The 26,682-nt window shown below is 62.0% G+C and carries 22 protein-coding genes and 2 tRNA genes; 6 read left to right on the forward strand and 18 right to left on the reverse strand.

What is annotated here, in order from left to right:
- Positions 1–31: 31 nt before the first annotated feature.
- Positions 32–811 carry a ferredoxin-NADP reductase gene (gene fpr / locus BM321_RS17875; protein WP_003184787.1) on the forward strand — a complete coding sequence of 260 codons (780 nt, stop codon included), beginning with the start codon at positions 32–34 and terminating at the stop codon, positions 809–811.
- Positions 812–1,015: 204 nt separating this feature from the next.
- Here the strand turns inward: fpr and tsaA are convergent, their stop codons facing one another.
- The 5 genes from tsaA to rimO all read right to left on the reverse strand — a co-directional run bounded on the left by tsaA (position 1,016) and on the right by rimO (position 5,256).
- Positions 1,016–1,714, reverse strand: coding sequence for a tRNA (N6-threonylcarbamoyladenosine(37)-N6)-methyltransferase TrmO (gene tsaA / locus BM321_RS17880; RefSeq protein WP_092443723.1), 699 nt, complete (start codon positions 1,712–1,714; stop codon positions 1,016–1,018).
- A gap of 175 nt (positions 1,715–1,889) precedes the next feature.
- Positions 1,890–2,351: a YehS family protein gene (locus BM321_RS17885; RefSeq protein ID WP_053182473.1), complete on the reverse strand. Its 462-nt coding sequence runs from the start codon at positions 2,349–2,351 to the stop codon at positions 1,890–1,892.
- Positions 2,352–2,410: 59 nt separating this feature from the next.
- On the reverse strand, positions 2,411–3,121 hold the full coding sequence (locus BM321_RS17890) for an rRNA pseudouridine synthase (RefSeq protein ID WP_092443725.1): 711 nt from the start codon (positions 3,119–3,121) through the stop codon (positions 2,411–2,413).
- Between the two features lie 83 nt (positions 3,122–3,204).
- Positions 3,205–3,678 (reverse strand): GNAT family N-acetyltransferase, encoded by a 474-nt coding sequence (locus BM321_RS17895; protein ID WP_072410535.1) that lies wholly within the window; start codon positions 3,676–3,678, stop codon positions 3,205–3,207.
- 237 nt (positions 3,679–3,915) lie between these two features.
- The gene (gene rimO, locus BM321_RS17900) at positions 3,916–5,256 is read right to left on the reverse strand and encodes a 30S ribosomal protein S12 methylthiotransferase RimO (RefSeq protein ID WP_003198379.1); all 1,341 of its coding nucleotides are present in this window, start codon (positions 5,254–5,256) and stop codon (positions 3,916–3,918) included.
- Between the two features lie 335 nt (positions 5,257–5,591).
- Between rimO and BM321_RS17910 the strand changes: the two genes are divergently transcribed.
- Positions 5,592–7,433 (forward strand): potassium transporter Kup, encoded by a 1,842-nt coding sequence (locus BM321_RS17910; RefSeq protein WP_371856634.1) that lies wholly within the window; start codon positions 5,592–5,594, stop codon positions 7,431–7,433.
- A 398-nt stretch (positions 7,434–7,831) separates the two neighbouring features.
- Here the strand turns inward: BM321_RS17910 and BM321_RS17915 are convergent, their stop codons facing one another.
- The 4 genes from BM321_RS17915 to BM321_RS17930 all read right to left on the reverse strand — a co-directional run bounded on the left by BM321_RS17915 (position 7,832) and on the right by BM321_RS17930 (position 12,301).
- On the reverse strand, positions 7,832–9,121 hold the full coding sequence (locus BM321_RS17915; protein WP_092443729.1) for a virulence factor family protein: 1,290 nt from the start codon (positions 9,119–9,121) through the stop codon (positions 7,832–7,834).
- Positions 9,121–11,763, reverse strand: a complete 2,643-nt coding sequence (gene mprF, locus BM321_RS17920; RefSeq protein ID WP_092443731.1) for a bifunctional lysylphosphatidylglycerol flippase/synthetase MprF — start codon at positions 11,761–11,763, stop codon at positions 9,121–9,123. Before mprF ends, BM321_RS17915 begins: the two co-directional genes overlap by 1 nt.
- A gap of 153 nt (positions 11,764–11,916) precedes the next feature.
- Positions 11,917–11,993, reverse strand: a tRNA-Met gene (locus BM321_RS17925).
- Between the two features lie 231 nt (positions 11,994–12,224).
- Positions 12,225–12,301, reverse strand: a tRNA-Met gene (locus tag BM321_RS17930).
- Between the two features lie 282 nt (positions 12,302–12,583).
- Here BM321_RS17930 and dinB point away from each other — a divergent pair.
- Positions 12,584–13,645 (forward strand): DNA polymerase IV, encoded by a 1,062-nt coding sequence (dinB, locus tag BM321_RS17935; protein ID WP_092329256.1) that lies wholly within the window; start codon positions 12,584–12,586, stop codon positions 13,643–13,645.
- A gap of 156 nt (positions 13,646–13,801) precedes the next feature.
- Here the strand turns inward: dinB and BM321_RS17940 are convergent, their stop codons facing one another.
- The 4 genes from BM321_RS17940 to BM321_RS17955 form a co-directional block, all read right to left on the reverse strand.
- The gene (locus BM321_RS17940) at positions 13,802–14,755 is read right to left on the reverse strand and encodes a hypothetical protein (RefSeq protein ID WP_092443733.1); all 954 of its coding nucleotides are present in this window, start codon (positions 14,753–14,755) and stop codon (positions 13,802–13,804) included.
- Between the two features lie 17 nt (positions 14,756–14,772).
- Positions 14,773–16,488, reverse strand: coding sequence for a proline--tRNA ligase (locus tag BM321_RS17945; protein ID WP_092329251.1), 1,716 nt, complete (start codon positions 16,486–16,488; stop codon positions 14,773–14,775).
- A 129-nt stretch (positions 16,489–16,617) separates the two neighbouring features.
- A complete protein-coding gene (locus tag BM321_RS17950; RefSeq protein ID WP_092443735.1) occupies positions 16,618–18,177 on the reverse strand; it encodes an AmpG family muropeptide MFS transporter in 1,560 nt (519 codons plus the stop codon).
- A 44-nt stretch (positions 18,178–18,221) separates the two neighbouring features.
- The gene (locus BM321_RS17955; protein WP_092443737.1) at positions 18,222–18,575 is read right to left on the reverse strand and encodes an MGMT family protein; all 354 of its coding nucleotides are present in this window, start codon (positions 18,573–18,575) and stop codon (positions 18,222–18,224) included.
- A gap of 156 nt (positions 18,576–18,731) precedes the next feature.
- Here BM321_RS17955 and BM321_RS17960 point away from each other — a divergent pair, with 156 nt between their 5' ends.
- Positions 18,732–19,739, forward strand: a complete 1,008-nt coding sequence (locus BM321_RS17960) for a DUF481 domain-containing protein (RefSeq protein WP_092443739.1) — start codon at positions 18,732–18,734, stop codon at positions 19,737–19,739.
- A gap of 196 nt (positions 19,740–19,935) precedes the next feature.
- Here the strand turns inward: BM321_RS17960 and BM321_RS17965 are convergent, their stop codons facing one another.
- Positions 19,936–20,145 carry a cold-shock protein gene (locus BM321_RS17965; RefSeq protein WP_002554837.1) on the reverse strand — a complete coding sequence of 70 codons (210 nt, stop codon included), beginning with the start codon at positions 20,143–20,145 and terminating at the stop codon, positions 19,936–19,938.
- A 354-nt stretch (positions 20,146–20,499) separates the two neighbouring features.
- Here BM321_RS17965 and dcd point away from each other — a divergent pair, with 354 nt between their 5' ends.
- Both dcd and BM321_RS17975 read left to right on the forward strand, forming a co-directional pair.
- On the forward strand, positions 20,500–21,066 hold the full coding sequence (gene dcd, locus BM321_RS17970) for a dCTP deaminase (protein ID WP_003184751.1): 567 nt from the start codon (positions 20,500–20,502) through the stop codon (positions 21,064–21,066).
- 102 nt (positions 21,067–21,168) lie between these two features.
- Positions 21,169–21,375, forward strand: coding sequence for a hypothetical protein (locus BM321_RS17975; protein ID WP_041022879.1), 207 nt, complete (start codon positions 21,169–21,171; stop codon positions 21,373–21,375).
- A 36-nt stretch (positions 21,376–21,411) separates the two neighbouring features.
- Here BM321_RS17975 and pdeM read toward each other — a convergent pair whose 3' ends face one another.
- From pdeM to BM321_RS17995, 4 genes are all read right to left on the reverse strand, one after another.
- A complete protein-coding gene (pdeM, locus tag BM321_RS17980; RefSeq protein WP_092205444.1) occupies positions 21,412–22,068 on the reverse strand; it encodes a ligase-associated DNA damage response endonuclease PdeM in 657 nt (218 codons plus the stop codon).
- Positions 22,068–24,554, reverse strand: a complete 2,487-nt coding sequence (locus BM321_RS17985; protein WP_092443741.1) for a ligase-associated DNA damage response DEXH box helicase — start codon at positions 24,552–24,554, stop codon at positions 22,068–22,070. The genes pdeM and BM321_RS17985 overlap by 1 nt, the downstream gene beginning before the upstream one ends.
- Positions 24,555–24,760: 206 nt before the next feature.
- Complete coding sequence (locus tag BM321_RS17990; RefSeq protein ID WP_092329233.1) at positions 24,761–25,525, reverse strand: ABC transporter ATP-binding protein; 765 nt, start codon at positions 25,523–25,525, stop codon at positions 24,761–24,763.
- Positions 25,526–25,538: 13 nt separating this feature from the next.
- Positions 25,539–26,657 (reverse strand): succinylglutamate desuccinylase/aspartoacylase family protein, encoded by a 1,119-nt coding sequence (locus BM321_RS17995; RefSeq protein WP_092329230.1) that lies wholly within the window; start codon positions 26,655–26,657, stop codon positions 25,539–25,541.
- Positions 26,658–26,682: the final 25 nt, after the last annotated feature.

A 26,682-nucleotide genomic window follows, 5' to 3' on the forward strand; every position in this document is an offset into this window, starting at 1 on the left:
GCGCAGGCATCATTCCCAGGAGTCCCCGTACATGAGCAACATGAACCACGAGCGTGTCCTCAGTGTTCATCACTGGAACGACACTCTGTTCAGCTTCAAGTGCACCCGCGATCCGGGCCTGCGCTTCGAGAACGGTCAGTTCGTGATGATCGGCCTGCAACAGCCCAACGGCCGCCCGCTTATGCGCGCTTACTCGATTGCCAGCCCGAACTGGGAAGAGCATCTCGAATTTTTCAGCATCAAGGTGCCCGACGGTCCGTTGACTTCCCAGCTGCAGCACCTGAAGGAAGGCGACGAGATCATCATCAGCAAGAAACCCACCGGCACCCTGGTGCTGGACGATCTCAAGCCGGGCAAGCATTTGTACCTGCTCAGCACCGGCACCGGCCTGGCGCCGTTCATGAGCGTCATCCAGGATCCGGAAACCTATGAGCGTTTCGAAAAAGTGATCCTGTGCCACGGCGTGCGTTACGTCAATGAAGTCGCTTACCGCGAATTCATCACCGAGCACTTGCCGCAGAACGAGTTCTTCGGCGAAGCCCTGCGTGACAAGCTGATCTACTACCCGACCGTGACGCGCGAGCCGTTCGAGAACGAAGGCCGCCTGACCGACCTGATGCGCAGTGGCAAGCTGTTCCGCGACATTGGCCTGCCACCGATCAACCCGCAGGACGACCGCGCCATGCTGTGCGGCAGCCCGAGCATGCTCGACGAGACCAGTGAAGTGCTCAACAGCTTCGGCCTGACCGTTTCGCCGCGTATGCGCGAGCCGGGTGACTACCTGATCGAGCGGGCGTTTGTAGAGAAGTAAGCTGTTGGGGTGACTGATAGATCGCCATCGCGAGCAAGCTCGCTCCCACAAGGGATGTTCATTGAACACTGGTTCTCTGTTCACAACAGACCCAGTGTGGGAGCGAGCTTGCTCGCGATGGCAGCGACTCGGTCCAACTGACTGAGCATAAAAAAAGCCCGCGCCGCCTGATAAAGGCCGCGCGGGTTTTTTCGTTTCCGGGCTTTATTTAACGGTAGGAACGACTTCCAATACCCGGATCACCCCCGGTTGCGGGTAATGCCAGCGAACGTCCACATCCCAGAACTGCGCGCCATATTCCCGTTCGGCCGTGGGAATCTGGTAGGCCGGGCGTGGGTCTTGGGCCAGGCATTGTTCAATCAACGCCACCAACGGCTCTTCCAGGCGCGTGGCATGCTCGTGTGCTTGAGCCAGGGCGGTGTCCGCCCATCGCACCGCAATCAACTCAGGCGCGGCGCTGGCGATGCTGTTGGAGGCCGAGCCGATGACGTCGGCGTAGGGCACGTAGGGCTTGATGTCGAGCACCGGCGTGCCGTCCAGCAAATCGATACCCGAGAGCCACAGGCGTCCGGCTTCGACCCGTTCCAGCTTCACGACCGACTGGCCAATGCCGTTGGGGCGATGGGTGGCGCGGGTGGCGAACACGCCCATGGACTTGTTGCCGCCCAGGCGTGGCGGGCGCACTTTCAAGCGTGGCTTGTCCTCCAGGGCCTGGTGGAACAGGAACAGCAGCCAGACATGGCTGACCTGCTCCAGGCCTTGCACCGCCTCGCCCTGGTCGAACGGCGCCACCAGCTCCAGCACACCGCGTGCGGCCGGAGCCAGTTGCGGTTGGCGGGGGATGGCGAACTTCTCCTTGAAGCAGGAGCGGACGAAGCCGATGGGAGAGACGCTGTAGGTCATGGGTTGAAATCGAGGCAGGGTAAAAAGGACATCATAGCCTGAGAGCGCTGGCTTGATCGTTCCCACGCTCCGCGTGGAAATGCCTCAACGGACGCTCCGCGTTCGGCCTTTGAGGGACGCGGAGCGTACCAGACTGCATTCCCACGCAGAGCGTGGGAACGATCAACCTGGGAAGTCAGCCGCGAACGCGCAGCGTCAGGCCCTTGAGGAAGTTGCGCAGCAATTGGTCGCCACACGGGCGGTAGTTGGTGTGGCCGAACTTGCGGAACAGCGCGCTCAGTTCCGGCTTGGACACCGGGAACTCGGCGGCCTTGAGGATGGCGTGCATGTCGTCTTCCTTCAGCTCGAAGGCCACCCGCAGTTTCTTGAGGATGATGTTGTTGGTCACTGGCACTTCGATCGGCTGCGGCGGACGGCTTTCGTCCTTGCCACGCTTGAAGATCACCAGGCCATCGAGAAAATGCGCCATGACCTCGTCAGGGCAGAACACGAAGCCTTCTTCCTCGTCTTTCTTGAGGTAGCCCGCCAGGTCCGCCAGGGAGACGTCCAGGCCACCCAGCTTGATGATCTCGATGACTTTCTTGTCGCTGATGTCGAGCATGTAGCGCACGCTGCGCAGTACGTCGTTGTGAATCATGTGTGCAGTCCTGATCAATCGGCAGTGGGCGCCTGCGTTCGGTGCGGCGCCGGAAAAAATTAGAATTTCTCTTTGGCAGACAGGTAGCGCCACTGGCCCAGCGGCACCTTGCCGATGGACACGCCGCCGATGCGGATACGGCGAATGGCGACGACCTTGAGCCCGACCGCCTGGCAAAACAGAGCGATCACGCCGGGCTGCGGGTTTTTCATGGCAAAGCGCAGGCGGTTCTCGTTCTGCCAGCTGGCCTTGACCGCCGGCAGCTCCTTGCCCTTGTAGGTCAAGCCATGGTTCAGGCGATTGAGGCCATGGGCGACCATGTCGCCTTCGACTTCCACCACGTATTCCTGCTCGATCTTGGCGGCGTCGGCGGTGAGCTTGCGCAAGATCTTCCAATCCTGGGTGAACACCAGCAGCCCGCTGGCGTTGGCCTGCAGGTCGGCACTGGCGGTCAGGCGCAGGAAATGGCCCTTGAGCGGCCGCTTGCCGAAGCGATGTTCTTCGCTCAGGGTTTGCGGGCCGAGGGAGGCCATCGCGGTGTCTACGTCCATGCCCGCCGGGACGTTCAGCAGGAGTGTCACCGGCTCCGGCGCGGTGGCCTTGGCCTCGGGGTCGAGTTCGACCTTCTGGGTCGTTACCTTGAACTGCGGTTCGTCGATCACTTCGCCATCCACGGTGACCCAGCCGCCCTCGATGAACAGCTCAGCCTCGCGACGGGAACAGCCGACGAGTTCGATGAGGCGTTTGGAGAGACGAATCGGGTCAGTCATGACGGGGGCCGTAACAAAAAGAGGGTGGGCATTGTACCTGCCTGGGGCCGGTTAATCGCGGGTCCATTTGCCTCATGCAACTTTTAGCCGCGTCCGGCCTTCAGGTCGGGCTGCTTGTAGCGCATGTGCAGCAGTGGATAGGGCTGGTTCATGCCATCTTTTGCCGAGCGCCCGACGACTTCGAAGCCTTGCTTGAGGTAAAAGCCCAAGGCTTGCGGGTTCTGTTCGTTGACGTCCAGTTGGTTGGCGTTCAGGTGTTCCATGGCGTAGCGCAGCAACAGCTTGCCCAGGCCCTGGCCACGGTGTTGCGGGGCTATGAAGAGCATCTCGACCTTGCCAGCCGCGACACCGGCGAAGCCGGTGATCCGCTGGCGCGCGTCCCGGGTGCAAATGAGCATCACCGCATCCAGGTAACGGGTGAGCACCAGGTTTTTCAGCAGTTCGATGTAGCTGTCTGGCAGAAACTCATGGGTGGCCCGCACCGACGCCTCCCAAACCTGGGTCAGTTCCTGGTAATCGCTCGGTTTCGGTGTGTGGATGACCGAATGCTGGCGCATGTCCGCCTGTTCCTTGTGCTGCAAGTCCGGTGTTTCTCCATACGATAGCCGTAAAAAAGCCCCGCATCCTGTGAGGATGGCGAGGCTTTTCAATTTTTCGGCGATGAACGAACCTGTGGGAGCCGAGCTTGCTCGCGATAGCGTCGTGTCAGCCAACATTCATGCTGATTGATGCACCGCCATCGCGAGCAAGCTCGGCTCCCACAGGTATTGCAGCAACCTGTAAAGCGCGGCAGATCAACCGATCTGTTCAGCCCACAAGTCATACTCATCGGCATCGGTCACCTTGCACCAGACCTTGTCCCCTGGCTTGAGGTTGCTGCCGTTGTCGATGAAGACGTTGCCGTCGATTTCCGGCGCGTCGAAGAAGCAGCGGCCCACGGCGCCTTGCTCGTCCACTTCATCCACCAACACTTCGATTTCACGGCCGATGCGCATTTGCAGGCGCGCCGAGCTGATGGCCTGCTGGTGTGCCATGAAGCGTTCCCAACGGTCCTGCTTGACGTCGTCCGGCACCACGTCCAGGTCCAGGTCGTTGGCCGGTGCGCCTTCCACAGGGGAATACTGGAAGCAGCCAACGCGGTCGAGCTGGGCTTCGGTCAGCCAGTCCAAGAGGTACTGGAAGTCTTCTTCGGTTTCGCCGGGGAAGCCGACGATGAAGGTCGAGCGGATGATCAGGTCCGGGCAGATTTCGCGCCAGTTCTTGATGCGGGCCAGGGTCTTGTCTTCGAAAGCCGGGCGCTTCATGGCCTTGAGGACTTTCGGGCTGGCGTGCTGGAACGGGATGTCCAGGTACGGCAGGATCTTGCCGGCCGCCATCAACGGGATCAGTTCGTCGACATGCGGATACGGGTAAACGTAATGCAGGCGGACCCAGACGCCCAGGGTGCTGAGGGCTTCGCACAGTTCGGTCATGCGGGTTTTCACCGGCGCGCCGTTCCAGAAGCCGGTGCGGTATTTCACGTCGACGCCGTAGGCGCTGGTGTCCTGGGAGATCACCAGCAGCTCCTTGACGCCGGCCTTGACCAGGCGCTGGGCTTCGTCGAGCACATCGCCCACCGGACGGCTCACCAGCTTGCCGCGCATCGACGGGATGATGCAGAAACTGCAGCTGTGGTTGCAGCCTTCGGAAATCTTCAGGTAGGCGTAGTGGCGCGGAGTCAGCTTGATGCCTTGTGGCGGCACCAGGTCGATCAGCGGGTTATGGTCCTGGCGTGGCGGCACCACGTCATGCACGGCGTTGACCACCTGCTCGTACTGCTGCGGCCCGGTCACGGACAGCACGCTTGGGTGCACGTTGCGGATGTTGCCTTCTTCCACACCCATGCAGCCGGTGACGATGACCTTGCCGTTTTCCTTGATGGCTTCGCCGATCACTTCCAGGGACTCGGCCTTGGCCGAATCGATGAAGCCGCAGGTGTTGACCACGACCACGTCGGCGTCCTGATACGTGGATACGACGTCATAGCCTTCCATGCGCAGCTGGGTCAGGATGCGCTCGGAGTCGACCAGAGCCTTCGGGCAACCCAGGGATACGAAGCCAACCTTCGGATTGGCTGGCGCGGTAGTGGTGGACATGTCTAACCTCGGTGTAGGGGGGATCGTCTCTTGCCGAGACAGGGCGCCTGGCGCGCCTCTGATCAAAAAGTGCGCAATTCTATCCAGGGTCGACGCACTTGACCAGCTTTATACCGGGAAATGCGACGAGTGCTGCGCTATGCTTCGCGCCTTTGCGTTCTGGCGATTGCTACAGTCAACAAAACGTCTGTAACAATGCGTAAAACAGCGCATGCTGCCTCAACAAAGCATAGTGCTTCGTTCAAGAAGACAGGTCTGGGAAACGGGAGTGTTGGATGGGTCATGCAAGTAGTCAGGTGGCAGGTGCCGAGCATTCGGCAGCGAAGCCGCTGAGCATGCTGGTCGCGGCGGTCGGGGTGGTTTATGGCGACATTGGTACCAGCCCGTTGTACACCCTCAAGGAAGTGTTTTCCGGTGCCTATGGCGTGCCTGTCAATCACGATGGGGTGCTGGGGATTCTGTCGCTGATTTTCTGGTCGCTGATCTGGGTCGTGTCGATCAAGTACATGATGTTCGTGCTGCGCGCCGACAACCAGGGCGAGGGCGGGATCATGGCGCTCACCGCCCTGGCGCGGCGAGCCGCGGCGGGAAGGGCGCGACTGCGGACCTTCCTGGTGATCTGCGGCTTGATCGGCGCGGCGCTGTTCTACGGCGACAGCATGATCACGCCAGCGATCTCCGTGCTCTCGGCCATTGAAGGCCTTGGCCTGGCGTTCGAAGGCATCGATCACTGGGTGGTGCCCTTGTCGCTGGTGGTGCTGGTGGGGCTGTTCCTGATCCAGCGCCACGGCACTGCACGGATCGGTACCCTGTTTGGCCCGATCATGGTGACCTGGTTCCTGGTGCTTGGCGCCCTGGGCGTGTACGGCATCGCTCAACATCCGGAAGTGTTGCATGCGGTGAACCCGGCCTGGGCCGTGCGTTTTTTTATCGTCCACCCGGGCATGGGCGTGGCGATCCTCGGTGCCGTGGTGTTGGCGCTGACCGGCGCCGAAGCGCTGTACGCCGACATGGGGCACTTCGGCCGCAAACCGATTGCCCGTGCCTGGTTCATCCTGGTATTGCCGGCGCTGGTGCTTAATTACTTCGGTCAGGGCGCGTTGTTGCTGGGCGACCCGGAAGCGGCGCGCAACCCGTTCTATCTGCTGGCGCCGAGCTGGGCGCTGCTCCCATTGGTGGGCCTGTCGACCCTGGCCACGGTGATTGCCTCGCAAGCGGTGATTTCCGGCGCGTTCTCCCTGACGCGCCAGGCGATCCAGCTCGGTTACATCCCGCGCATGTACATCCAGCACACCTCCAGCGCCGAGCAGGGCCAGATCTACATCGGTGCGGTGAACTGGTCGCTGATGGTCGGCGTGGTGCTGCTGGTGCTGGGTTTCGAATCTTCCGGCGCGCTGGCTTCGGCCTACGGCGTGGCCGTGACCGGTACGATGCTGATGACCACGATCCTGGTGTCCGCCGTGATACTGCTGTTGTGGAAGTGGCCGCCGCTGCTGGCTGTTCCGGTGCTACTCGGTTTCCTTTTGGTGGACGGCCTGTACTTCGCCGCCAACGTGCCGAAAATCATCCAGGGCGGTGCGTTCCCGGTCATCGCCGGTATTGCCTTGTTCGTGCTGATGACCACCTGGAAGCGCGGCAAGCAATTGCTGGTGGAGCGCCTGGATGAAGGGGCATTGCCGCTGCCGATCTTCATCAGCAGCATCCGCGTGCAGCCGCCGCACCGGGTTCAGGGCACCGCCGTGTTCCTGACCGCGCGTTCGGACGCTGTGCCTCACGCCCTGTTGCACAATCTATTGCACAACCAGGTGCTGCATGAGCAGGTGGTGCTGCTGACCGTGGTGTACGAAGACATTCCCCGGGTGCCACCGCAGCGGCGCTTCGAGGTCGATGCCTATGGCGAAGGGTTCTTCCGGGTGATCCTGCACTTCGGTTTCACCGACGAGCCGGACGTTCCGCAGGCGCTCAAGCTCTGTCATCTCGATGACCTGGACTTCAGCCCGATGCGCACCACCTACTTCCTCAGTCGCGAGACCGTCATCGCCTCCAAGCTTGAGGGCATGGCCCGCTGGCGCGAGATACTGTTCGCCTTCATGCTGAAAAATGCCAACGGCAACCTTCGCTTCTTCAATCTGCCGTTGAACCGGGTGATTGAACTGGGGACGCAGGTCGAGATGTAGCATCAGGAAAACAAAAGCCCTCGTTGCCTGGCGGCGGCGGGGGCTTTTTTATGGGTGACACAAAGGCTGATGCCAGAGTCAAGCCCCTGTGGGAGCGAGCTTGCTCGCGATAGCGGAGTGTCAGTTGCATAGTTGTTGAACATGCCACCGCCATCGCGAGCAAGCTCGCTCCCACAATGAGGCGGTGGTGGGCGCAAATGCTGTGGACACTGCGCTCAAAAACTGTGGGAGCGAGCTTGCTCGCGATAGCGGAGTGTCAGTTTGCAAAGATGTTGAATAGGCCACCGCTATCGCGAGCAAGCTCGCTCCCACAAGAGGGGCCTGTGTAAACCCGGCAGCGACAAAAAAGCCCCGGCAACCGCAAGGCTGCCGGGGCTTTTCTTCAGGCTTGCCTCAGATCACTGTTCGGCAACCTTGTTCTGGCGCTTGTTGATCTCATCGATCAGGCGCTTGGCCAGGGCCGGGTAGTTTTCGTCGAAGTGATGGCCACCGGGCAGCTTGATGGCTTCGCCAACGGCTGTCTTGTCGGTGCAGCCACTTTCGTCGGCTTCTTCACCGCCGTAGATGCACACCACTTTCTCGGCTGGCAGCTTGGCCATTTCCGGGCCGGTGGCGGCTTCGGTGCCGGCGTTGCCGAGCCAGCCCTCGACTTCGATCTCGAAGCTGCCGGTGCGGGCGAAGGCCAGCAGGATGATCGCATCGACTCGTTGCTGCTCGGTGGCCGGCAGGCGATTGTAGATGGCCGGCAATACGTCGGCGCCGAAGGAGTAGCCGGTCAGGATGAAGCGCTTGGTGCCCCAGATCTGCCGGTAGTGCTGCATCAGCTCGGTCAGGTCCGCTGCGCTCTGCTCCGGGCTCTTGTGTTGCCAGTAGTAGCGCAGGGTGTCGATGCCGACCACCGGGTAGCCGATCTTGGCCATTTCATCGGCCACGTCGCGGTCCAGGTCGCGCCAGCCACCATCTCCGGAGAGAAACAGGGTGACGGTGTCCCGTGTCTGGCTGGCTGGGACTTCCACTACCGGAATGCTCAGGCCGCCCTTGGCCTTGTCAGTGCCCACCAGGATCTTGCGCAGTTCGTTATTCAGCACTTGCGGCAGGTTGATGTCGTAGTCGCTGATGCTGGTCTCGGCATTCGATTGGTCCCGTACGAAACCGGCGCTGGTGTCGTCAGGGTTATCGTTCCAAGCCACCAGCCAATGGCCGTGGGTTGCCTTTTTAGGCAGCAGGTGGGTGCAGCCGGGTTTTTCCAGGGCCAGGTCCACTGAAACGGCCTTGGCCTTGTCGTCCTTCTGTTCAGCCAGCCAACGCCAGGCCAGCACCGCGCCAGGGCCGATGCCGCTGACCAGCGTGGCCGGGCCCTGGAGCTCTCTCAGGCCGGCCTGCAGGGCACGGCCTTGCAACATGCAGTCCTTGGGCAGGATCACCTGGACGATCTGCGCCGAGCCGCTGCGGCTGAGGGTCGTCAATTGCGTGTCGTTGAGCTTCTGGTCTTCATTGACGGCCACCAGCACCCGGGCGCGTGCCTTGGTACCGGGAGTGACCCGGGTCAGCGCTGCGCCATCGGCGGGCGCCAGTTGTTCCAGGGTCGGTTGCGGGGCCGGGCGGTTCCAGTACCAGTACCCGCCACCGAGAATCACCGCCAGCACCAACAGGGCGGCCACTACATATCGCCAGGAGCGTTGCATCATCAGCGTTTCACCAGTCCGGTCAGGCCGCCCGCAATCAGGGCGGCAGTATCGGCCAGCGCCACCAGCGGATCGAGTCCGGCGGGCACGGCCATGTAACGAGGTTCCCAGTCAGGCTGGAATTTGTCTTTGAAGCGGCGCAGCCCCTGGAAGTTATAGAGCTGCTCGCCACGGCGGAACACCATCGAGCCCAGGCGTTGGGTCAGCGGCGCACCGCGTCGCGGTTGCAGGCCCGACAGCGGGACCATGCCGAGGCTGAAGCGGGCGTAATCATGGTTTTTATAATGCTGGATGAGGCCGACCATCATGAACTCCATGGTCAGTTTCGGCGCCTCGGGGTGGGCACGCATCAGATCGAGGCTGGCCAGTTCGTGGCTGTGGGTTTCCAACAGGTTGGCGAACGCCACCGGCCGGCCCTCGAAACGAATCACCGCGATGCGGAAATGCTTGAGGTAGTCATCGCTGAAACGCCCCAGGGAGAAACCTTTTTCCCGCACGTTCTTGCCAGTCAGCCAGGCATCGGAAATGACCTTGAGCTCATCCATCGGCGCCTGGCCCGGTTCGTGGATCTCCAGCGACAGGCCGTCACGGGTGCCGCGGTTCCAGGTGTAGCGCAAGTCCTTCATCTCTTTGCCCTTGGCTTCGAGATCGAAACGCTTGAGGTCGACCCGTGCTTCCTCGCCCAGCTTGATGGCCGTCAGGCCGATGTCCATGTAATACGGCAGGTTTTCGGCGCGCACCTGATAGAACACGGGACGGGCGTGGTAGATGTCGCACAGGTCGCGGAACTGCCAGATCATTTCGGCCCGTTGCTGGGTCGGACCGATCGGGTCATACAGCGCCACCAGGCTGCGACCGCGGCGGGCATACATCAGGAACGCCTCGTCGTTGGGGTGGAACAGCAGCGCCTTGTCACCGGTCAGGGCCAGGCCGCCGTCGGGTTGCGAGGAGGTCATGAGAATCGTCTTGGCCCGCTCCAGTTCCTCTGCCGTCGGCAGATGGATCACCGGACGCGCGGTGCGCAGCAGCCAGGTCAGGGATACCACCACCAGCAGCACCGCGGCGCCCAATAGCGAGCGCAGGCCGCGAGGGGCGTCGGCATCGAGGGTGAACTGCCACCACAGTTGATGACTGTAGGGCACGTCCTGATAGGCAAACAGCAGCAGCCAGATCGACGCGCCGAGCACGCAGAGGCTGGCGATCAGGAACAGCGGGGAAAACGGCAGTTCAGTCAGGCGGCTCGGACGATAAAAGGAGCGCCGGAATACCGCCAGCAGGGCGGCCGTCAGGGTCAGTAGCGTGGCTTCTTCCCAGTCGAAGCCCTTGAGCAGCGAGAGCAGGGCGCCCACCAGCAGCAGAACCGTGGTCAGCATCCAGGCGGCCGACAGGCGACGGCGCAGGCCCTGGGCGAGCAACAGGCACAACACGCCCACCAGGCTGGCGCCCAAGTGTGACGCGTCGACCAAGCGATGAGGGATCAGAAAACCGATGTGTTCCAGGCGAGTGTCGATCTCCGGTGTCACGCCGGAAAACAGCAGCACCACGCCGGAGAGAAACACCAGCACCGCCAGGATCGGCGCGGCGAAACCCGATGCCGCCCGCAGGCTCTGGCGCGTCTGGAACAGCCGTTGCGCCTCGTTGATCAGCAGCAACACGCAGGCCACCAGCATCGGCAGCAGCACGTAGATCAAGCGATACAGCAACAGTGCGGCGGCCAGCGGTGCGGCGCCGAGTTTGTCGGCAAACGCGGCCAACAGGATCGCCTCGAATACCCCGACCCCACCCGGTACATGGCTGAGTACGCCGGCAGCCAGGGCCAGCAGGTACACCAGCAGGAACGCGCCGAACGGCGGTGCCTCGGGCAGCAACAGATACAACACGGTGGCGGCCGCGGCGACATCCAGCGCGGTGATCACCAGTTGCAGGAAGGTCAGGCGTCGACCCGGCAGGCGCAGCGTGCGACGCCCGGCCTTTACCAGAAGGCTGTCCCGATGCGGCTGTTCCGGCAGGCGTCGGCGGTAAATGCCGATGGCCAATACGCTGGTGAGCAGCAGCACTGCCACGGAAATGGCCCCCAGCAAGGCGGCAGACAAGTGCAGCGCGGCAGACGCGGCGGGCAGGTTGCTGAGTGTCGCCAGGGCCGCCAACGGCGGCAACGCGCAGCCCAGGGACAGGCTGGCGAACAGCGTCATATGGGCGACATCCGATGCCCCAAGGCCATGGCGCGCATACAGGCGGTAGCGAACCGACCCTCCCGACAGCAGCGACAGGCCAATGGCGTTACCGATGGCGAACGCGGTGAACCCGCCCAGGATCATGGTTTGTGGCGGCAGCGTCACACCGGCGTAACGGCTGGCGGACCATTCATAGCCCAAAAGAATGATGAAGCCGACGACCGTGGCGGCGATCGCACCCAGCAGGGCGGGCCGGGGCACTTCAAGAATCGAGTCGTGCAGAGCGTATAGATCGAGCTCGCTCAGCAGATGGCGGCAAGCAATCAATGCAATCGCAAACAGCAGCAGCGTGACCGCGAGGCCAATGGGCTGACGGTACTGGCTGATCCGATCCAGCCAGCGCAGTCGCTCGGCTTTGATCGGTTGTGTCGCAGTAACGGAGTCTTGCGGGTCAGACGAGTGGGCGCGCATCAATCACCTCTTGAGCCATGCGCGACAGGATGGGGGTATCCAGCCAAGTTACCAATCCCCGCGAAGGAAAATAATTACAAAATCTTTGTAATGTAGAGCTTTTTTCGCCAGACACAAAAAAGGCCACTCTTTCGAGCAGCCTTTCTTGGTGTTTGGTTGCGGGAGCCGGATTTGAACCGACGACCTTCGGGTTATGAGCCCGACGAGCTACCAGACTGCTCCATCCCGCGTCTGTGTGGCGGCATTCTACAGGCGAACGCCCGAGTGTCAACCGTTAAAAGATGCCGGGGTCAAATAAACGGCCGATCCGTCCCTTGCCTTCCTAAATGCGCGGAATCAAAGGGAAATTGTCCTACAACTTGCAGTGCGCAGGGGGGAGCAGGCAGCGAGTCTCTGATCGTGTGGTCAAAAACAAGCACGCACAAAAAAGGCCACTCTTTCGAGTAGCCTTTTTTGATGTTTGGTTGCGGGAGCCGGATTTGAACCGACGACCTTCGGGTTATGAGCCCGACGAGCTACCAGACTGCTCCATCCCGCGTCTGTGTGGCGGCATTCTACAGAGGATCGAGCCGCTGTCAACCCCGGCGTCACAAAAACCTGTTCCGCTTCAAGCGCTTAGCCTTGCGTGTGGGCATTGTGACGACGCTGTGACGCAGGCCTGGCAAGGGCTGAAGCTCTATTGGAGGGGATGTTGCGATTGAAGAAGTAAATTTATGTAGGTGTTTTCAGAGCCCGACGAAGGATCTTTCAAACTACTGGTGCTATATACAGGGGCCGGTGCGATACTGGTGGCCCGATTCGTTCCACACCCTGTTTTTCTATGACTCAACGTAAAATCATCCATGTCGACTGTGACTGTTTCTATGCCGCTATCGAGATGCGCGATGATCCGCGGCTGGCCGGCAAGCCCATGGCGGTAGGGGGCTCGGCGGATCGACGGGGTGTGATTGCCACCTGCAACTACGAAGCGCGGGCCTACGGCGTGCGCTCGGCCATGTCTTCCGGCCACGCCTTGAAGCTCTGTCCGGACCTCACCATCGTCAAGCCACGGATGGAGGCCTATCGGGAAGCGTCGAAGGAAATTCATACGATTTTCAGCGATTACACCGACCTGATCGAGCCGCTGTCCCTGGACGAGGCCTACCTGGACGTCTCTGCCAGTGCCCATTTCGGCGGCAGCGCCACCCGTATCGCCCAGGACATTCGTCGACGTGTTTCCAACCAGTTGCACATCACTGTGTCCGCCGGCGTCGCGCCGAACAAGTTCCTGGCCAAGATCGCCAGTGACTGGAAAAAGCCCAACGGATTGTTTGTCATCACCCCGGACCAGGTCGAGGATTTTGTCTCGGCCTTGCCGGTCAGCAAGCTCCACGGTGTAGGCAAGGTCACCGCCGATAAGCTGAATCGGCTCGGTATCGTCGATTGCCTGCAGTTGCGTCAGTGGGACAAGCTGGCGCTGGTGCGCGAATTCGGCAGTTTCGGTGAGCGGCTCTGGAGCCTGGCCCGTGGGATCGATGAGCGTCTGGTGCACAACGACAGCCGACGGCAGTCCATCAGCGTCGAAAATACCTACGATGTCGACTTGCCCGACCTGGTGAGTTGTCTCGACAAACTGCCGGAACTGATGGAAACCCTCAAAGGGCGCATGGCGCGGATCGACAGCAGTTATCGACCGGGCAAGCCGTTCGTCAAAGTGAAGTTCCACGATTTCACCCAGACCACACTGGAACAGGCCGGGGCAGGGCGGGACCTGGGCAGTTATCAGTTGCTGCTGACCCAGGCGTTCAACCGGGGCGGCAAGCCGGTGCGGTTATTGGGGATCGGGGTGCGGCTGGAAGATTTGCGGGGAGGGTTCGAGCAGTTGGAGTTGTTCGAGCGATGAAGCTGCCGATGAGTGCCCAGCTTGGCGGTCCTTGTGGCAAGGGAGTCCTGTGGGAGCAAAGCTTGCTCGCGATGGCATCCTTGAGACCGTCATCGCGGGCAAGCCTTGCTCCCACAGGTCTTGCCCTCACACAATCCCCTTGCCACAGGTGATATGTCAGTTAGTGCCAGGATCCGCCACTAACCGCCCGCCATCCTTGGTCAGGGCTTTCATGAACTCGCTCTGCAACTCCGGATCGTTGCGTGTCAGTTCGATCAGGCTCTGTTCCAGTTCGCTGGCCTCTTCTTCAAGTCCCAGCTCCGACAGGCGCTTGACCCGATGAACCCACTGGCTCACCTCGTCGTCTTCCAGGTCGTCGTAGATCAACGCATGAGCTTCCACCAGCTTGCTGCGCAAGGTGCTGCTGATGCTCAGGGATGAATCGGTGTGCACTTCCTCCTGGGCATCCGTCACGCTGATCTGCAGTTTGCCGAACTGGCTCAGGTCCTGCTCGGCGAACGGGCTTTCCAGCAGGTTCAGGCGCAACACGCCGTTACGGTCAGTGCTCAGCTCGAAGGTCTGCCGGGCGGCCTTGACCTCCACCGGGCGTTCGCTCCAGGGCAGGCTCGAGTGTTCCGTGCGCTTGTCGCGCTGGACTTCGTCGATGCCCGCCAGATTCTGCTGGGCACGGCCATGGGAGGGGACGTTCATGAACGGGTTGAGCCCGGCGAAACCGTAGCTGATCCAGTCATGGGTCGCCGTGTCCGGCAGGTTGCCGAGGGCGAACACATTGACCACGTTCGCACCGATGCCAGCCACGACGGCCACCGCGCCCAGGGGAATCTCGTAGATCTCCCGCCAGGGTTGGTACGGTGTGTAGCGATCGTAATGGCGGGTAACCTCGAACTCGGTGACTTCGAAGGTTTTCTGCTCATTGATGCGCACCCGACGCTGCGGCAGGTCGAGCACCTTGGGTTCGCCCACGTCGATTTGCAGGCTGTGGTCGAGCAATTTGCGCTCGACCCGCTCTTCGTGCTCGCTGCGTTGTGACATTTGGTTGGCGCAGCCGCTGACCAGCAGGGCGCCGCACAGGGCGGCGCCACCGAGGCCTAAGGTGTTTCGCTTGAACATGACGTCTCTATCTGGTGTCAGCGGCGGATACGGGCCTGGAGGAACGACAGCACGTCGGCGACCGGCAGCGCTTGCGGCTCGGCCTCGGTGCGGCTCTTGTATTCCAGGTTGCCTTCGGCCAGGCCACGGTCACTGACGACGATCCGATGAGGGATGCCGATCAGTTCCATGTCCGCGAACTTGATGCCGGGGCTGGTTTTCTTGTCGCGGTCGTCCAGCAGCACTTCGAAGCCGGCGGCCGTCAGTTCGGCGTAGAGCTTGTCGGTGGCTTCGCGCACCAGGTCGGTTTCATAGCGCAGCGGCACCAGGGCCACCTGGAACGGCGCCAGCGTGTCGCTCCAGATGATGCCTTTCTCGTCGTTGTTCTGCTCGATGGCGGCTGCCACCACGCGGGAAACACCGATGCCGTAGCACCCCATTTCCAGGGTGACCGGCTTGCCGTTCTCGCCCAGCACTTCGCACTTCATCGCCTGGCTGTACTTGTTGCCCAGCTGGAAGATGTGCCCGACTTCGATGCCCCGCTTGATTTCCAGGGTGCCCTTGCCGTCGGGGCTCGGGTCGCCGGCCACGACGTTGCGCAGGTCCGCGACGGTTGGAACCGGCAGGTCGCGTTCCCAGTTCACGCCGAAGTAGTGCTTGTCGTCGATGTTGGCGCCGATGGCGAAGTCGCTCATCAATGCTACCGAACGGTCGATGATGATCGGCAGTGGCAGGTTCAATGGGCCGAGGGAGCCGGCACCGGCGCCGATGGCGTCGCGCAGCTCGGCTTCGGTGGCCATGACCAGCGGGCTGGCGACGCCTGGCTGATTGGCGGCCTTGATTTCATTCAGTTCGTGGTCGCCACGGACGATCAGGGCAATCAGCTTGCCGGCTTCTTCCGCCCGCACGATCAGGGTCTTGATGGTGCGCTCGATCGGCAGGTTGTAGCCTTCCACCAACTGGGCAATGGTCTTGGCGTTCGGCGTGTCCACCAGGCGCAGCTCTTCGGTCGGCGCGGCGCGGGACGTTTCCCGAGGGATGGCTTCGGCCTTCTCGATGTTCGCGGCGTAGTCGGAGCCGTTGCTGAAGACGATGTCGTCTTCGCCGGACTCGGCCAGTACGTGGAACTCGTGGGAACCGGCGCCACCGATGGAGCCGTTGTCGGCTTCGACCGGACGGAATTTCAGGCCCAGGCGGGTGAACACGTTGCAATACGCCTGGTGCATGCGGTCATAAGTGACTTGCAGCGAAGCCAGGTCGGCATGGAACGAGTAGGCGTCCTTCATGATGAATTCGCGACCGCGCATCAGGCCGAAGCGTGGACGGATCTCGTCACGGAACTTGGTCTGGATCTGATACAGGTTGATCGGCAGCTGCTTGTAGCTGCTCAACTCGTTGCGCATCAGGTCGGTGATCACTTCTTCGTGGGTCGGGCCTGCACAGAAGTCGCGACCGTGACGGTCTTTGATGCGTAGCAGCTCAGGGCCGTATTCCTCCCAGCGCCCCGATTCCTGCCACAGCTCGGCCGGTTGGGTGCCTGGCATCAATACTTCCAGGGCGCCAGCGGCGTCCATCTCTTCACGAACGATGGCTTCCACCTTGCGCATGACGCGCAGGCCCATCGGCAGCCAGGTATACAGGCCAGAAGCGAGCTTGCGGATCATGCCGGCACGCAGCATCAGCTGATGGCTGATCACGACGGCGTCGGAAGGCGTTTCTTTCTGTGTGGCGAGCAAATATTGACTGGTGCGCATGGTTGGCCGTTGTCGGTTGCTGATGACGAGAAATGACGGAGCATTGTACGGGCGAGATGCCCTGGCGTACAGGCGCGTGGCCGGTCGCCAGGTGCGAACGTCGGTTTGCCCGGCGTTTGCTGAAGTTTCCTACGACTCTTCCGCCGACCGGGTGGTCACCGGTTCTTCGGTAGGCGTCGAGTCCTGGCGACGGTTCTCCTGGAACCAATGCAAGGCGATCAGCAGCAGGGTCGGCACGCCCAGCAGGGCGGTGATCAGGAAGAAATTGTGGTAGCCGAACTTCTCCACCATCACCCCTGAATAACCACCGATCAAGCGCGGCAGCAACAGCATGATCGAGCTGAGCAGGGCGTATTGGGTGGCGGAGAATTTCAGGTTGGTCAGGCTCGACAGGTAGGCGACGAACGCCGAAGTGGCCAGGCCGGAGCTGAAATTGTCCAGGGAGATGGTGACAATCAACATCTTCAGGTTGGCGCCCATGTCGGTCAGCATCAGGAAGAGGATGTTGGTGGCGGCCGAAGCGACACCGCCGATGAACAGGATGGGCAGGATGCCGAAACGTACGATCAGCAGGCCGCCCATGCCGGCGCCGACGAGGGTCATGATCAGCCCGAAAATCTTGCTGACGCTGGCGATCTGGTCCTTGGTGAACCCTTGGTCGATGTAGAACACGTTGGCCATGACGCCCATGACCGTGTCGGACATCCGATAGGTTGCGATCAGCCCGAGCAGCAGCAGGGCCTGCCAGCGATAACGCAGGATGAAATCGTTGATCGGCGTCAGCACCGGCGCCAGTCCGCGCCGGCCCATGGTCGACAGGCACAGGGCGGTCAGGATGGTATAGAGGATGGCCCGCAGGAAGGCGCGGTCTTCGAGCAGCAGGTCGAGCAGGCTGACACCCTCGAACAGCACGCTGGCGAAGTCGGTGTTGAACAGCTGGGTGAACATCGCCGGGACGGAGACCAGCAGCACGATCAGCACGAATACCGACGCCAACTGATGAACGAACGTGTAGCGCCCTGCCTGCAATTGCGTGCGCAACGGCACCGGCGGCTCGCGCATGAACAGTGAGGTGAGGAGCGCCGGGATCATCAAGACGCCGAACAACAGGTAAGTACCGGCCCAGGCCGAGTGTTTGTAGCTGAAACCGGTGGAGCCAAAGCCTTCGGCGAAGAACAGGGCGCCGGCGGTGGCCAGTAGCGCGGCGATGCGGTAACCGGACATGTAGCTGGCGGCGAGGGCGGCCTGGCGGGTGTCGTCGGCGATCTCCAGGCGATAGGCGTCGACGGCGATGTCCTGCGTCGCGGAGGCGAAGGCCACGATCACGGCGATGGCGATCAACCATGACAGGTGTTTTTGTGGGTCGCAGAAACCCATGCCGATCAGGCCGAGGATCACCAAGGCCTGGGAGAGCACCAGCCATGAGCGACGGCGCCCCAGCTTACCCAGCAGCGGCAGGCGCCATTGGTCGAGCAGTGGCGACCAGACCCATTTAAAGGCGTACGCCAAGCCGATCAGGCTCGCGTAGCCGATGGTTTCGCGGGCCACGCCGGCTTCGCGCAGCCAGACCGAAAGCGTGGAAAACACCAGCATGTATGGCAAGCCGGCGGCGAAGCCAAGCAGCAACAGCACGAGCGTTGAGGGACTGGCATAGGCGGCGAGGGCGGCGCGCCAGGTTTTACGGGGCATGGGCTGGAGTCTGCCTCAAAAATTGCGAAAACAAAGCGCGCACTCTAACCGCTGTGCTCTACCGGGCGCCAGCCATGGCGCTGAATATCAACACGATTGTTCAGGACACTGACCCCTTCCAGGCGCAGGCGTGCGCGCTGTTCATCCCCTGAGGCGCTGCCCGCCGGCAGGCTGATCCGACCACCGGCACCCAATACCCGATGCCAGGGCAGCTTGGTGTCGCCTGGCAGTTGGCTGAGGGTTCGCCCGACCCAGCGCGCCGCGCGCCCCAGGCCGGCCATTTCGGCGAGCTGGCCATAAGTGACCACCTTGCCGACCGGCACTTGTGCCAGGGTCAGGTAAAGGGTGGTGCGGCGGATTTGCGCGGCGTTCTCGGTGGCCGCTGGGGTGTCACGCATAAAAGGTTCCTGAAAAGGATGTCCGTCTGTAGATTAATTCCTACAAGGCTGGTTGAGAAATGAACTCATCCCCTATATGCAGGTCAGTCGTTGCTGAGGTGTCATCCTGGGGGATAATGCCGCCTTTTCACTGAAAACTTGAGCCCATTATCGCTTATGTTGTCTAGAACCCTGCTATGCCTAGCTGTCACCAGCGCCTCCATGCCTTTGCTTGCCGATACCGTCTGGTTGAAGAACGGTGACAAGCTGACCGGTAAAATCACCGTTTTCGATGGCGGCAAATTGCTGATCCAGACCGATTACGCTGGCGCGGTTCCTATCGATTGGAAACAGGTCAAGACCCTCGAGAGCGACCAGCAATTGCTGGTCAAGCAGGATGCCTATACGGGTGAGAAAGCCAAGGCCCTGCACGCCGCCGAGGACGGCAAGGTCACGCTAGCCAACGGTGACGCGCCCAAGACCGTCGAGCTGGCCAGCATCCAGCAGATCCTCAAGCCCAAGCCCGTGATCGAGGACCTGGTGTGGAAAGGTAATATCGATGCCGCGCTGGATTACAAACGTGCGGAAAACGATACCGACGATTACGACGTCGACTTCAAGACCTCGGCGCGCCACGGCAGATGGCGGCATAACGCTGAAGGCGAATACAACCGTGAATTCCAGGATGACGTGGTGTCGACCGACAACTGGCGCCTGGAGTATTCCCTCGACCGGTTTTTCACTGACAAATGGTTTTGGCAAGGTCGCCTGAATTACAAGCGCGACAAGGTCGAAGACCTGGCGCGCCAGCGCGTCGTGGGTACCGGTCCGGGCTACCAGTTCTGGGATGACGAGCTGGGTGCGTTCTCCCTGGGGTCGCTGCTCAACCGCACCGACTACGAATACCGCGATGGCGGCAAGGACAACTTCTATTCCGTGGCCATGAAGTGGGACTACAACCGCTTCCTGATTGGCAAGCGCGTGGAGTTCTTCACCAACGGCGAAGTGGGCAAGCCGCTGTCCGGCGTGGCGGAGTACGCCTATGACGCTGAGATGGGGTTGCGCTACAAGGTCACCGACTGGGCGTCGCTTAACCTCAAGGCCGAGAAGGATGTCATTGAAGGCACTGAAGACAGTGACTTGAGCAGGACGCGGTACACGGCCGGGTTTGGCGTGACCTGGTAATCTGGGCTCACCCACACACACACCTGTGGGAGCGAGCTTGCTCGCGATAGCGGTCTGTCAGCCAACGTTGATGTTGCTGATCCATCGTTATCGCGAGCGAGCTCGCTCCCACAGTTTTTGTGCGCTGGGGAAAAACTGACAGGCACAAAAAAGCCCCGCTTTTGAGGGCGGGGCCTTTTACTAAAGCAAGTGCAAGTTAGATAACTTGAACTTCTTCAGCTTGCATGCCTTTCTGACCGCGGGTAGCGATGAAAGAAACCTGTTGGCCTTCTTTCAGGCTTTTGAAGCCGTCGGATTGGATAGCTTTGAAGTGAACGAACAGGTCGTCACCGGATTGTGGGGTGATGAAGCCGAAGCCTTTTTCATCGTTGAACCACTTAACGGTACCGGTTTGGCGATTAGACATGGTGTAACTCCTTGAACAAAGATAACTGCGACTCAGGAAGAACCCTGGCCGAGACTGAGTGCAAAGAGCAGGAAAAATTCTTGTAGATGGTTGGATCGAAATTCAACATATCGTGTAGAGATTCTCAGTGACACAAGCAACACAGTGGCGCCACCTTAACCCTTTTTCCAGAATGTGCCAATGGTCTTTGCGAAGGTTTCTCTTAATTGGTGACTGACGGCGCGGGCGATGGCCGGCAGGACCCGGAAATCAAGGTGGATCGGCGAGATTTGCGCGCCGCGCTTTGAACCCGGCCCCGTGCCCCGGTAAGATGCCGGACGTATTTTTTCCACCTCGCTATTTCAGGAAACCGCCATGAGCATCAAATCGGACAAGTGGATTCGCCGCATGGCGCAAGAGCACGGCATGATCGAGCCCTTCGTCGAGCGCCAGATGCGTGGCGAAGGCGCCGACCGGCTGATCTCCTTCGGTGTCTCCAGCTACGGCTACGACGTGCGCTGCGCCGACGAATTCAAGGTGTTCACCAACATCAATTCGGCCACCGTCGACCCGAAGAACTTCGACGAGAAGAGCTTCGTCGACGTCAAGAGCGACGTTTGCATCATCCCGCCGAACTCCTTCGCCCTGGCCCGCACCGTCGAATACTTCCGCATTCCGCGCAACGTGCTGACCATCTGCCTGGGCAAGAGCACCTATGCCCGTTGCGGCATCATCGTCAACGTCACGCCACTGGAACCCGAGTGGGAAGGCCACGTGACCCTGGAATTTTCCAACACCACGACCCTGCCGGCGAAAATCTACGCCAACGAGGGTGTGGCGCAGATGCTGTTCCTTGAATCCGATGAAGAATGCGAAGTCTCCTACAAGGATCGTGGCGGTAAATACCAGGGCCAGCGCGGCGTGACGCTGCCGCGCACCTGAATCTGACGAGCTGTTTGGAATTCCTGGGCGGGCAGACACTCTATTGCGTGTACTGCCCGTTTTTTGCGTCAGCGCAGCGGGCCTTCGCTCAGGAGTTGCTCTATGAAGATCGATCCGCGAATCAGTGCCGAACTGGCAAGGCTTGAGCCCAATCAGATCGGCGTCATGGCCTGGTCATTGCTGGCCCATCCTGCCGAAGCGGCAGGCGGCATCCCCGGCCAGCCCGATCCCGATACGCCCAACGAACAGCCTACCGAACCCGGCGAACCCACTCTGCCGGACGAGCCGCCTCCTGCGCCTGTCGCCTGATGAGGCGCTGGCCCGCCAGCGGAAGCACAGAGTGCTTCAGTTGACGGGCCATATTTCGTTATCGCCGATGACAAAAATCCTGCAGTCGCTGTCTTGCTCGACTCGATAACCGCCCGTGAACGCGCCGAAGGCCGGTAGCAGGCTGATCTCGCTGCCCAGCCGAAAGCAAGCCAGGCGCAGGCGTTGCCGGCCCTTGCCGCTCAGGTGGTAGACCGGGTGCACGTGGCCGGCCAGCACATGGCGGCTGGGGTGGGGGCGAGGCTCGTGTTGCACGGCGAACGGGCCCAGTAGCAAAGGCTCCGGTACGACGCGAATGTTCAGCGCTGGAGGTGGGTCGCCGGCGCGTTTGTCGTGGTTGCCACGAATCAGCGTCATGGCCAGGTGCGGATGTCGCTCACGCCAATCGGAAAGTGCCTTCAAGGTGCCGGGCGCATGGGAGCCGGGACCGTGGAGAAAATCTCCGAGGAAGATCAACTGTCGACACGCCAGCCTGGCCAGCAATGCATCCAGCACCGCGATGTTGCTGGCGGTGGTGCCGTGGGGCACCGGTTGCCCGAGGCGGCGATAAGCGGCGGCCTTGCCGAAATGAACGTCGGCCACCATCAAGGTTTCCTGGGCGGGCCAATACAAGGCTTTTTCCGCAAGCAACCAGAGCGCTTCGCCGGCCAGGCTGACAGGGTACGGCGCTGGCATCAGGCGTCACCGCGATCGGCAGTCTTTTCCAGCTCGCTGACCATCCGCCGGATGCGGTCGGCGAGTTTTTCCGAACTCATGCTTTCCCGGAACCGCTCCACCAGCAGCGGGAACCCGAGTGGGGTGGGGCGTTTGATCATGTGCAGGTCCAGCTTCAGGGTATTGAGGCGTTGCAAGGTTTGCTCCAGTCGACGGATATCCAATTCTTCACGCAAGACTTCCTCCCCGGCCTGGGCCAGCAACAGATTGTCGGCGTCGTATTGTTTGAACACTTGGAAGAACAACCCGCTGGAGGCCTGGACTTGCCGGGTGCTTTTGGGCGCACCGGGGTAACCGGCGAACACCAGCCCGGCGATCCGGGCGATTTCGCGAAAGCGCCTGAGGGCCAGTTCCCCGGCATTGAGGCTCGCGAGCACGTCGCCCAGCAGGTGATCGACGCTCAGCAGGCTCGGGGTCAGGTAGTGCGACCAATCCACTGCCGTGGCGCTGAGCAGTTCCAGGCCGTAGTCGTTGACCGCAATGGAAAACGTCAGCGGCTGTTGCCGACTGACGCGCCAGGCCAGCAGGCTGGCCAGGCCCAGATGCACCTGACGCCCGGCAAACGGGTACAGGAACAGATGCCAGCCTTCCCGGGACTTGAGGGCTTCGGCCAGCAAGGTGTGCTGCGTGGGCAAACCGGACCAACGTTGCTGGGTCAACAGCAGGGGCTGCACGGCTTGCATCTCCGGGCCCTCGAAGCGGCCCGCGGCGGCTTCGCTCAAACGGGCCACGACGGCGGCCGCCAGTTCGCTGGAAAGTGGCATGCGCCCGCCGTTCCAGCGTGGCACAGCGGCCTTCTTGGCCTGGCTGCGTCGCACATAGGCGGTCATGTCTTCGACCCGGACCAATTCCAGCAGTCGCCCGGCGAACAGGAAACCGTCGCCGGGTCGCAGGCGAGCGATGAAGCCTTCCTCTACGCTGCCCAGGGTCTTGCCGCCGCCGCCCTTGCTCCAGAACTTCAATTGCAGGCTGGCATCGCTGACGATGGTACCGATGCTCATGCGGTGACGCCGGGCCAGGCGGGCGTCGGGCACGCGCCAGACCCCGTGTTCGTCCGGTTCGACCCGGCGGTAATCGGGGTAGGCGGTCAATGACAGGCCGCCGTGGCGCACAAAAGCCAGGGCCCAGGCCCATTCGGCCGGATTGAGGTCGCGGTAGGCCCAGGCACCCCGCACCTCCTCGAACAATTGGTCGGGAACGAAGCCGCCGCCCAGGGCCATGCTCACCAGGTGCTGCACCAGGACGTCCAGCGGCTTGTGCGGCGATTCGCGAGGTTCGATGCGCCGCTGGGCCACGGCGTCCTGCGCGGCGGCGGCCTCGATCAACTCCAGGCTATGGGTCGGCACCAGCGTCACCCGTGAGGTCCGCCCCGGTGCGTGACCAGAGCGCCCGGCCCGTTGCATCAGGCGCGCCACCCCTTTGGCCGAGCCGATCTGCAGCACCCGTTCCACCGGCAGGAAGTCCACCCCCAGGTCCAGGCTGGAGGTGCAGACCACTGCTTTGAGCTGGCCATCCTTCAAGGCCTGCTCCACCCAATCCCGGGTGTCACGCGACAGCGAGCTATGGTGCAGGGCGATCAGCCCGGCCCAGTCGGGTCTCGCCTCAAGAAGCGCCTGATACCAGATTTCCGACTGTGCCCGGGTGTTGGTGAAGACCAGGCAACTGCGGCTGGCGTCGATTTCAGCAACGACCTGGGGCAGCATCTTCAGGCCGATGTGCCCAGCCCACGGGAAACGTTCGAGGGCCGGGGGCAGCAACGTGTCGACCTGCAGCGCCTTGCTGTCGGCCCCCTGCACACTGATCCCGTTGCCTTGCGGGATCAACGCCTGCTCGGCGTGGGCTTGGTTACCGAGGGTTGCGGACACGCCCCAGACAATGAGTTCGGGATGCCAGTGCCGCAAGCGCGCCAGGGCCAGTTGCAACTGCACGCCACGTTTGTTGCCGAGCAATTCGTGCCATTCATCCACCACCACCATGCGCAGGGTCGAAACGGCAGCTTGCGCATCGGCCCGGGCGAGCATCAGGGTCAGGCTTTCGGGCGTGGTGATCAGCGCGGTGGGCAGGCGACGGCCCTGGCGGGCGCGCTCGCTGGCGCTGGTGTCGCCCGTGCGCAGACCGACACTCCAGGGCACTTGCAGGTCTGCCAGGGGCGCTTCGAGGGCTTTGCCGGTGTCGGCCGCCAAGGCGCGCATCGGCGTGATCCACAGGACGGTCAGCGGTTCGGCCGGCGGCTTGCGTTTGCGCGGTTTGTCCGGCGGCGCTGTCGAGCGGGCGAAACGGTTGAGGGCGGCGAACCATACGGCGTAGGTCTTGCCGGCGCCGGTGCTGGCGTGCAACAGCCCGGACTCCCCCCGCCTGACCGCGGCCCATACCTGCTTCTGAAAGGCAAACGGCTTCCAGCCGCGGGCGCCGAACCACTGGTTTGAGAAATTGTTGGATGTCCCCATGCCTGCCGCGTGCGCCCTGAAAGTCCTTCTTCAGTGACCACGGCGGGATGTGAAAGGTTTTATGCCCAAGGGGATCGTCTTGTGGCGAGGGAGCTTGCTCCCGCTGGGCTGCGAAGCGGCCCTCTGGTTCTGACTGACACACCGCAGGGGGCCGCTTCGCGCCCCAGCGGGAGCAAGCTCCCTCGCCACGGGGCTTGCCAGGGAGTTTATTTCAGGTTGCCACTGAGGAACTGCTTGAGCCGTTCGCTGGTGGGATTGCCCAGTACGTCTTCCGGCGCGCCTTCTTCTTCCACCAGGCCCTGGTGCAGGAACAGCACCTGGTTCGAGACTTTACGGGCGAAGCTCATTTCGTGGGTCACCATGATCATGGTCCGGCCCTCTTCGGCCAGGCCCTGGATCACCTTCAGCACTTCGCCCACCAGCTCCGGGTCCAGGGCCGACGTGGGTTCGTCGAACAGCATCACCTCCGGCTCCATCGCCAGCGCACGGGCAATGGCCACGCGCTGTTGCTGGCCGCCGGAGAGGAATGCCGGGTACTGCTCGGCAACCCGTGCCGGCAGGCCGACCTTGTCGAGATAACGGCGCGCACGGTCGTCGGCTTCCTGCTTGCTCACACCCAGCACCCGGCGCGGCGCCATGGTGATGTTTTCCAGCACGGTCATGTGGCTCCACAGGTTGAAATGCTGGAACACCATGGCCAGGCGCGTGCGGATGCGTTGCAGTTCGTCGGCGTCGGCCACGTGCATGCCGTGGCGGTCCTTGATCATCTGGATCGGCTGGCCGTCCAGGGTCATGGCGCCGTCGTTGGGTTGCTCCAGGAAATTGATGCAACGCAAGAAGGTACTTTTGCCCGAGCCGCTGGCGCCGATGAGGCTGATGACGTCGCCGGTCTTGGCCTTGAGCGAAACGCCTTTGAGCACCTCATGTTCGCCATAGCTTTTATGCAGGCCTTCAATGGTCAGTTTGTACATGGAGCATGCATCCTCAAGGCGAAAGTAGGTAGCCGCTGCGGTAGGCTTCGGTGCCAGCGACATGGGCGATCACCATGCCGGCCGTGGCCATGCGGCGCAGCGAACGGGCGTACAGCAGGCCGGCGTTGCGGCAATGAACGGGGGTGACGGTGTCGTTGACCGGGTCGATGACTTCCGCGATCAGTTGCCCCGCCTCCAGGTATTCGCCGGGCAGGGCGCTGTAGACCAGCAACCCGCCCACGGGCGTGGCCACCGGCTCGACCGCGGCCAGCGGCGTGGCCGGGTAGGGCAGTTCGGGCATGGGCATCGGTTCGCCGTCGATGGCGCCGAAGCGGATCAGGTATTCGATCAAGGCCTGGCAGTCGAGGCTTGCCAGACCATGGTTGACGTCACCCTGGCCACGCAACTCCACGGTCACCGAAAAACTGCCCAGGGGAATCTCGAAGCGTTCGCCGAAGCGTTCCTTGAGTTGCCACCAGAGCAGGGTGAAGCATTCGTCGAACGACTGGCCGCCCGAATCGGTGGCGAGCAAACTGGCCTCGGCACCGATGTAGCGCGCCAACGGCTCGACCTGCGGCCAGGCTTCCGGCGTGGTGTAGAGGTGGGCCACGGCTTCGAAGTCGCAATGCAGGTCCAGCACCATGTCGGCGTCGCAGGCCAGCCGTTGCAGGGCCAGGCGCAGGGACTGCAATTGCGTGCCTGGGGTCTGCCGGGCGAGGGCATCGCGCAGGCTGGTGCGGATCAGCATCAGGTTGTGCTGCGGATCGTCGGTGAGCAGGTCCTGGATTTCGTTGCCGATCTCTTCGCTCAGGTCGACGAAGCGGCGGTTGAAGTTCTGCCCGCTCTCGGTTTCGTAGCGACCCAGGGGCACATCCATCAGCACTTGTTCGAGGCCGATGGGGTTGGCGACCGGCACCAGCACGATCTCGTGGCGCAGGTGGCCGGACGCCTCGAGTTCGGCCAGGCGTTGCTTGAGGTGCCAGGCGACGAGCATACCCGGCAGTTCATCGGCGTGCAGGGACGACTGGATATAGATTTTGCCGACGGCTTTTTCCGGGCCGAAGTGGAAGCTGTGGATCTTGCGTGCTGTCCCCGGTACCGGGGACAGCAGGTCATGGATCTGGTGGCGCATGTGCGTGTGTGTCCTGGAACAAAAG

This window comes from Pseudomonas sp. NFIX10, assembly GCF_900111955.1.
Lineage (GTDB): Bacteria > Pseudomonadota > Gammaproteobacteria > Pseudomonadales > Pseudomonadaceae > Aquipseudomonas > Aquipseudomonas fluorescens_AA.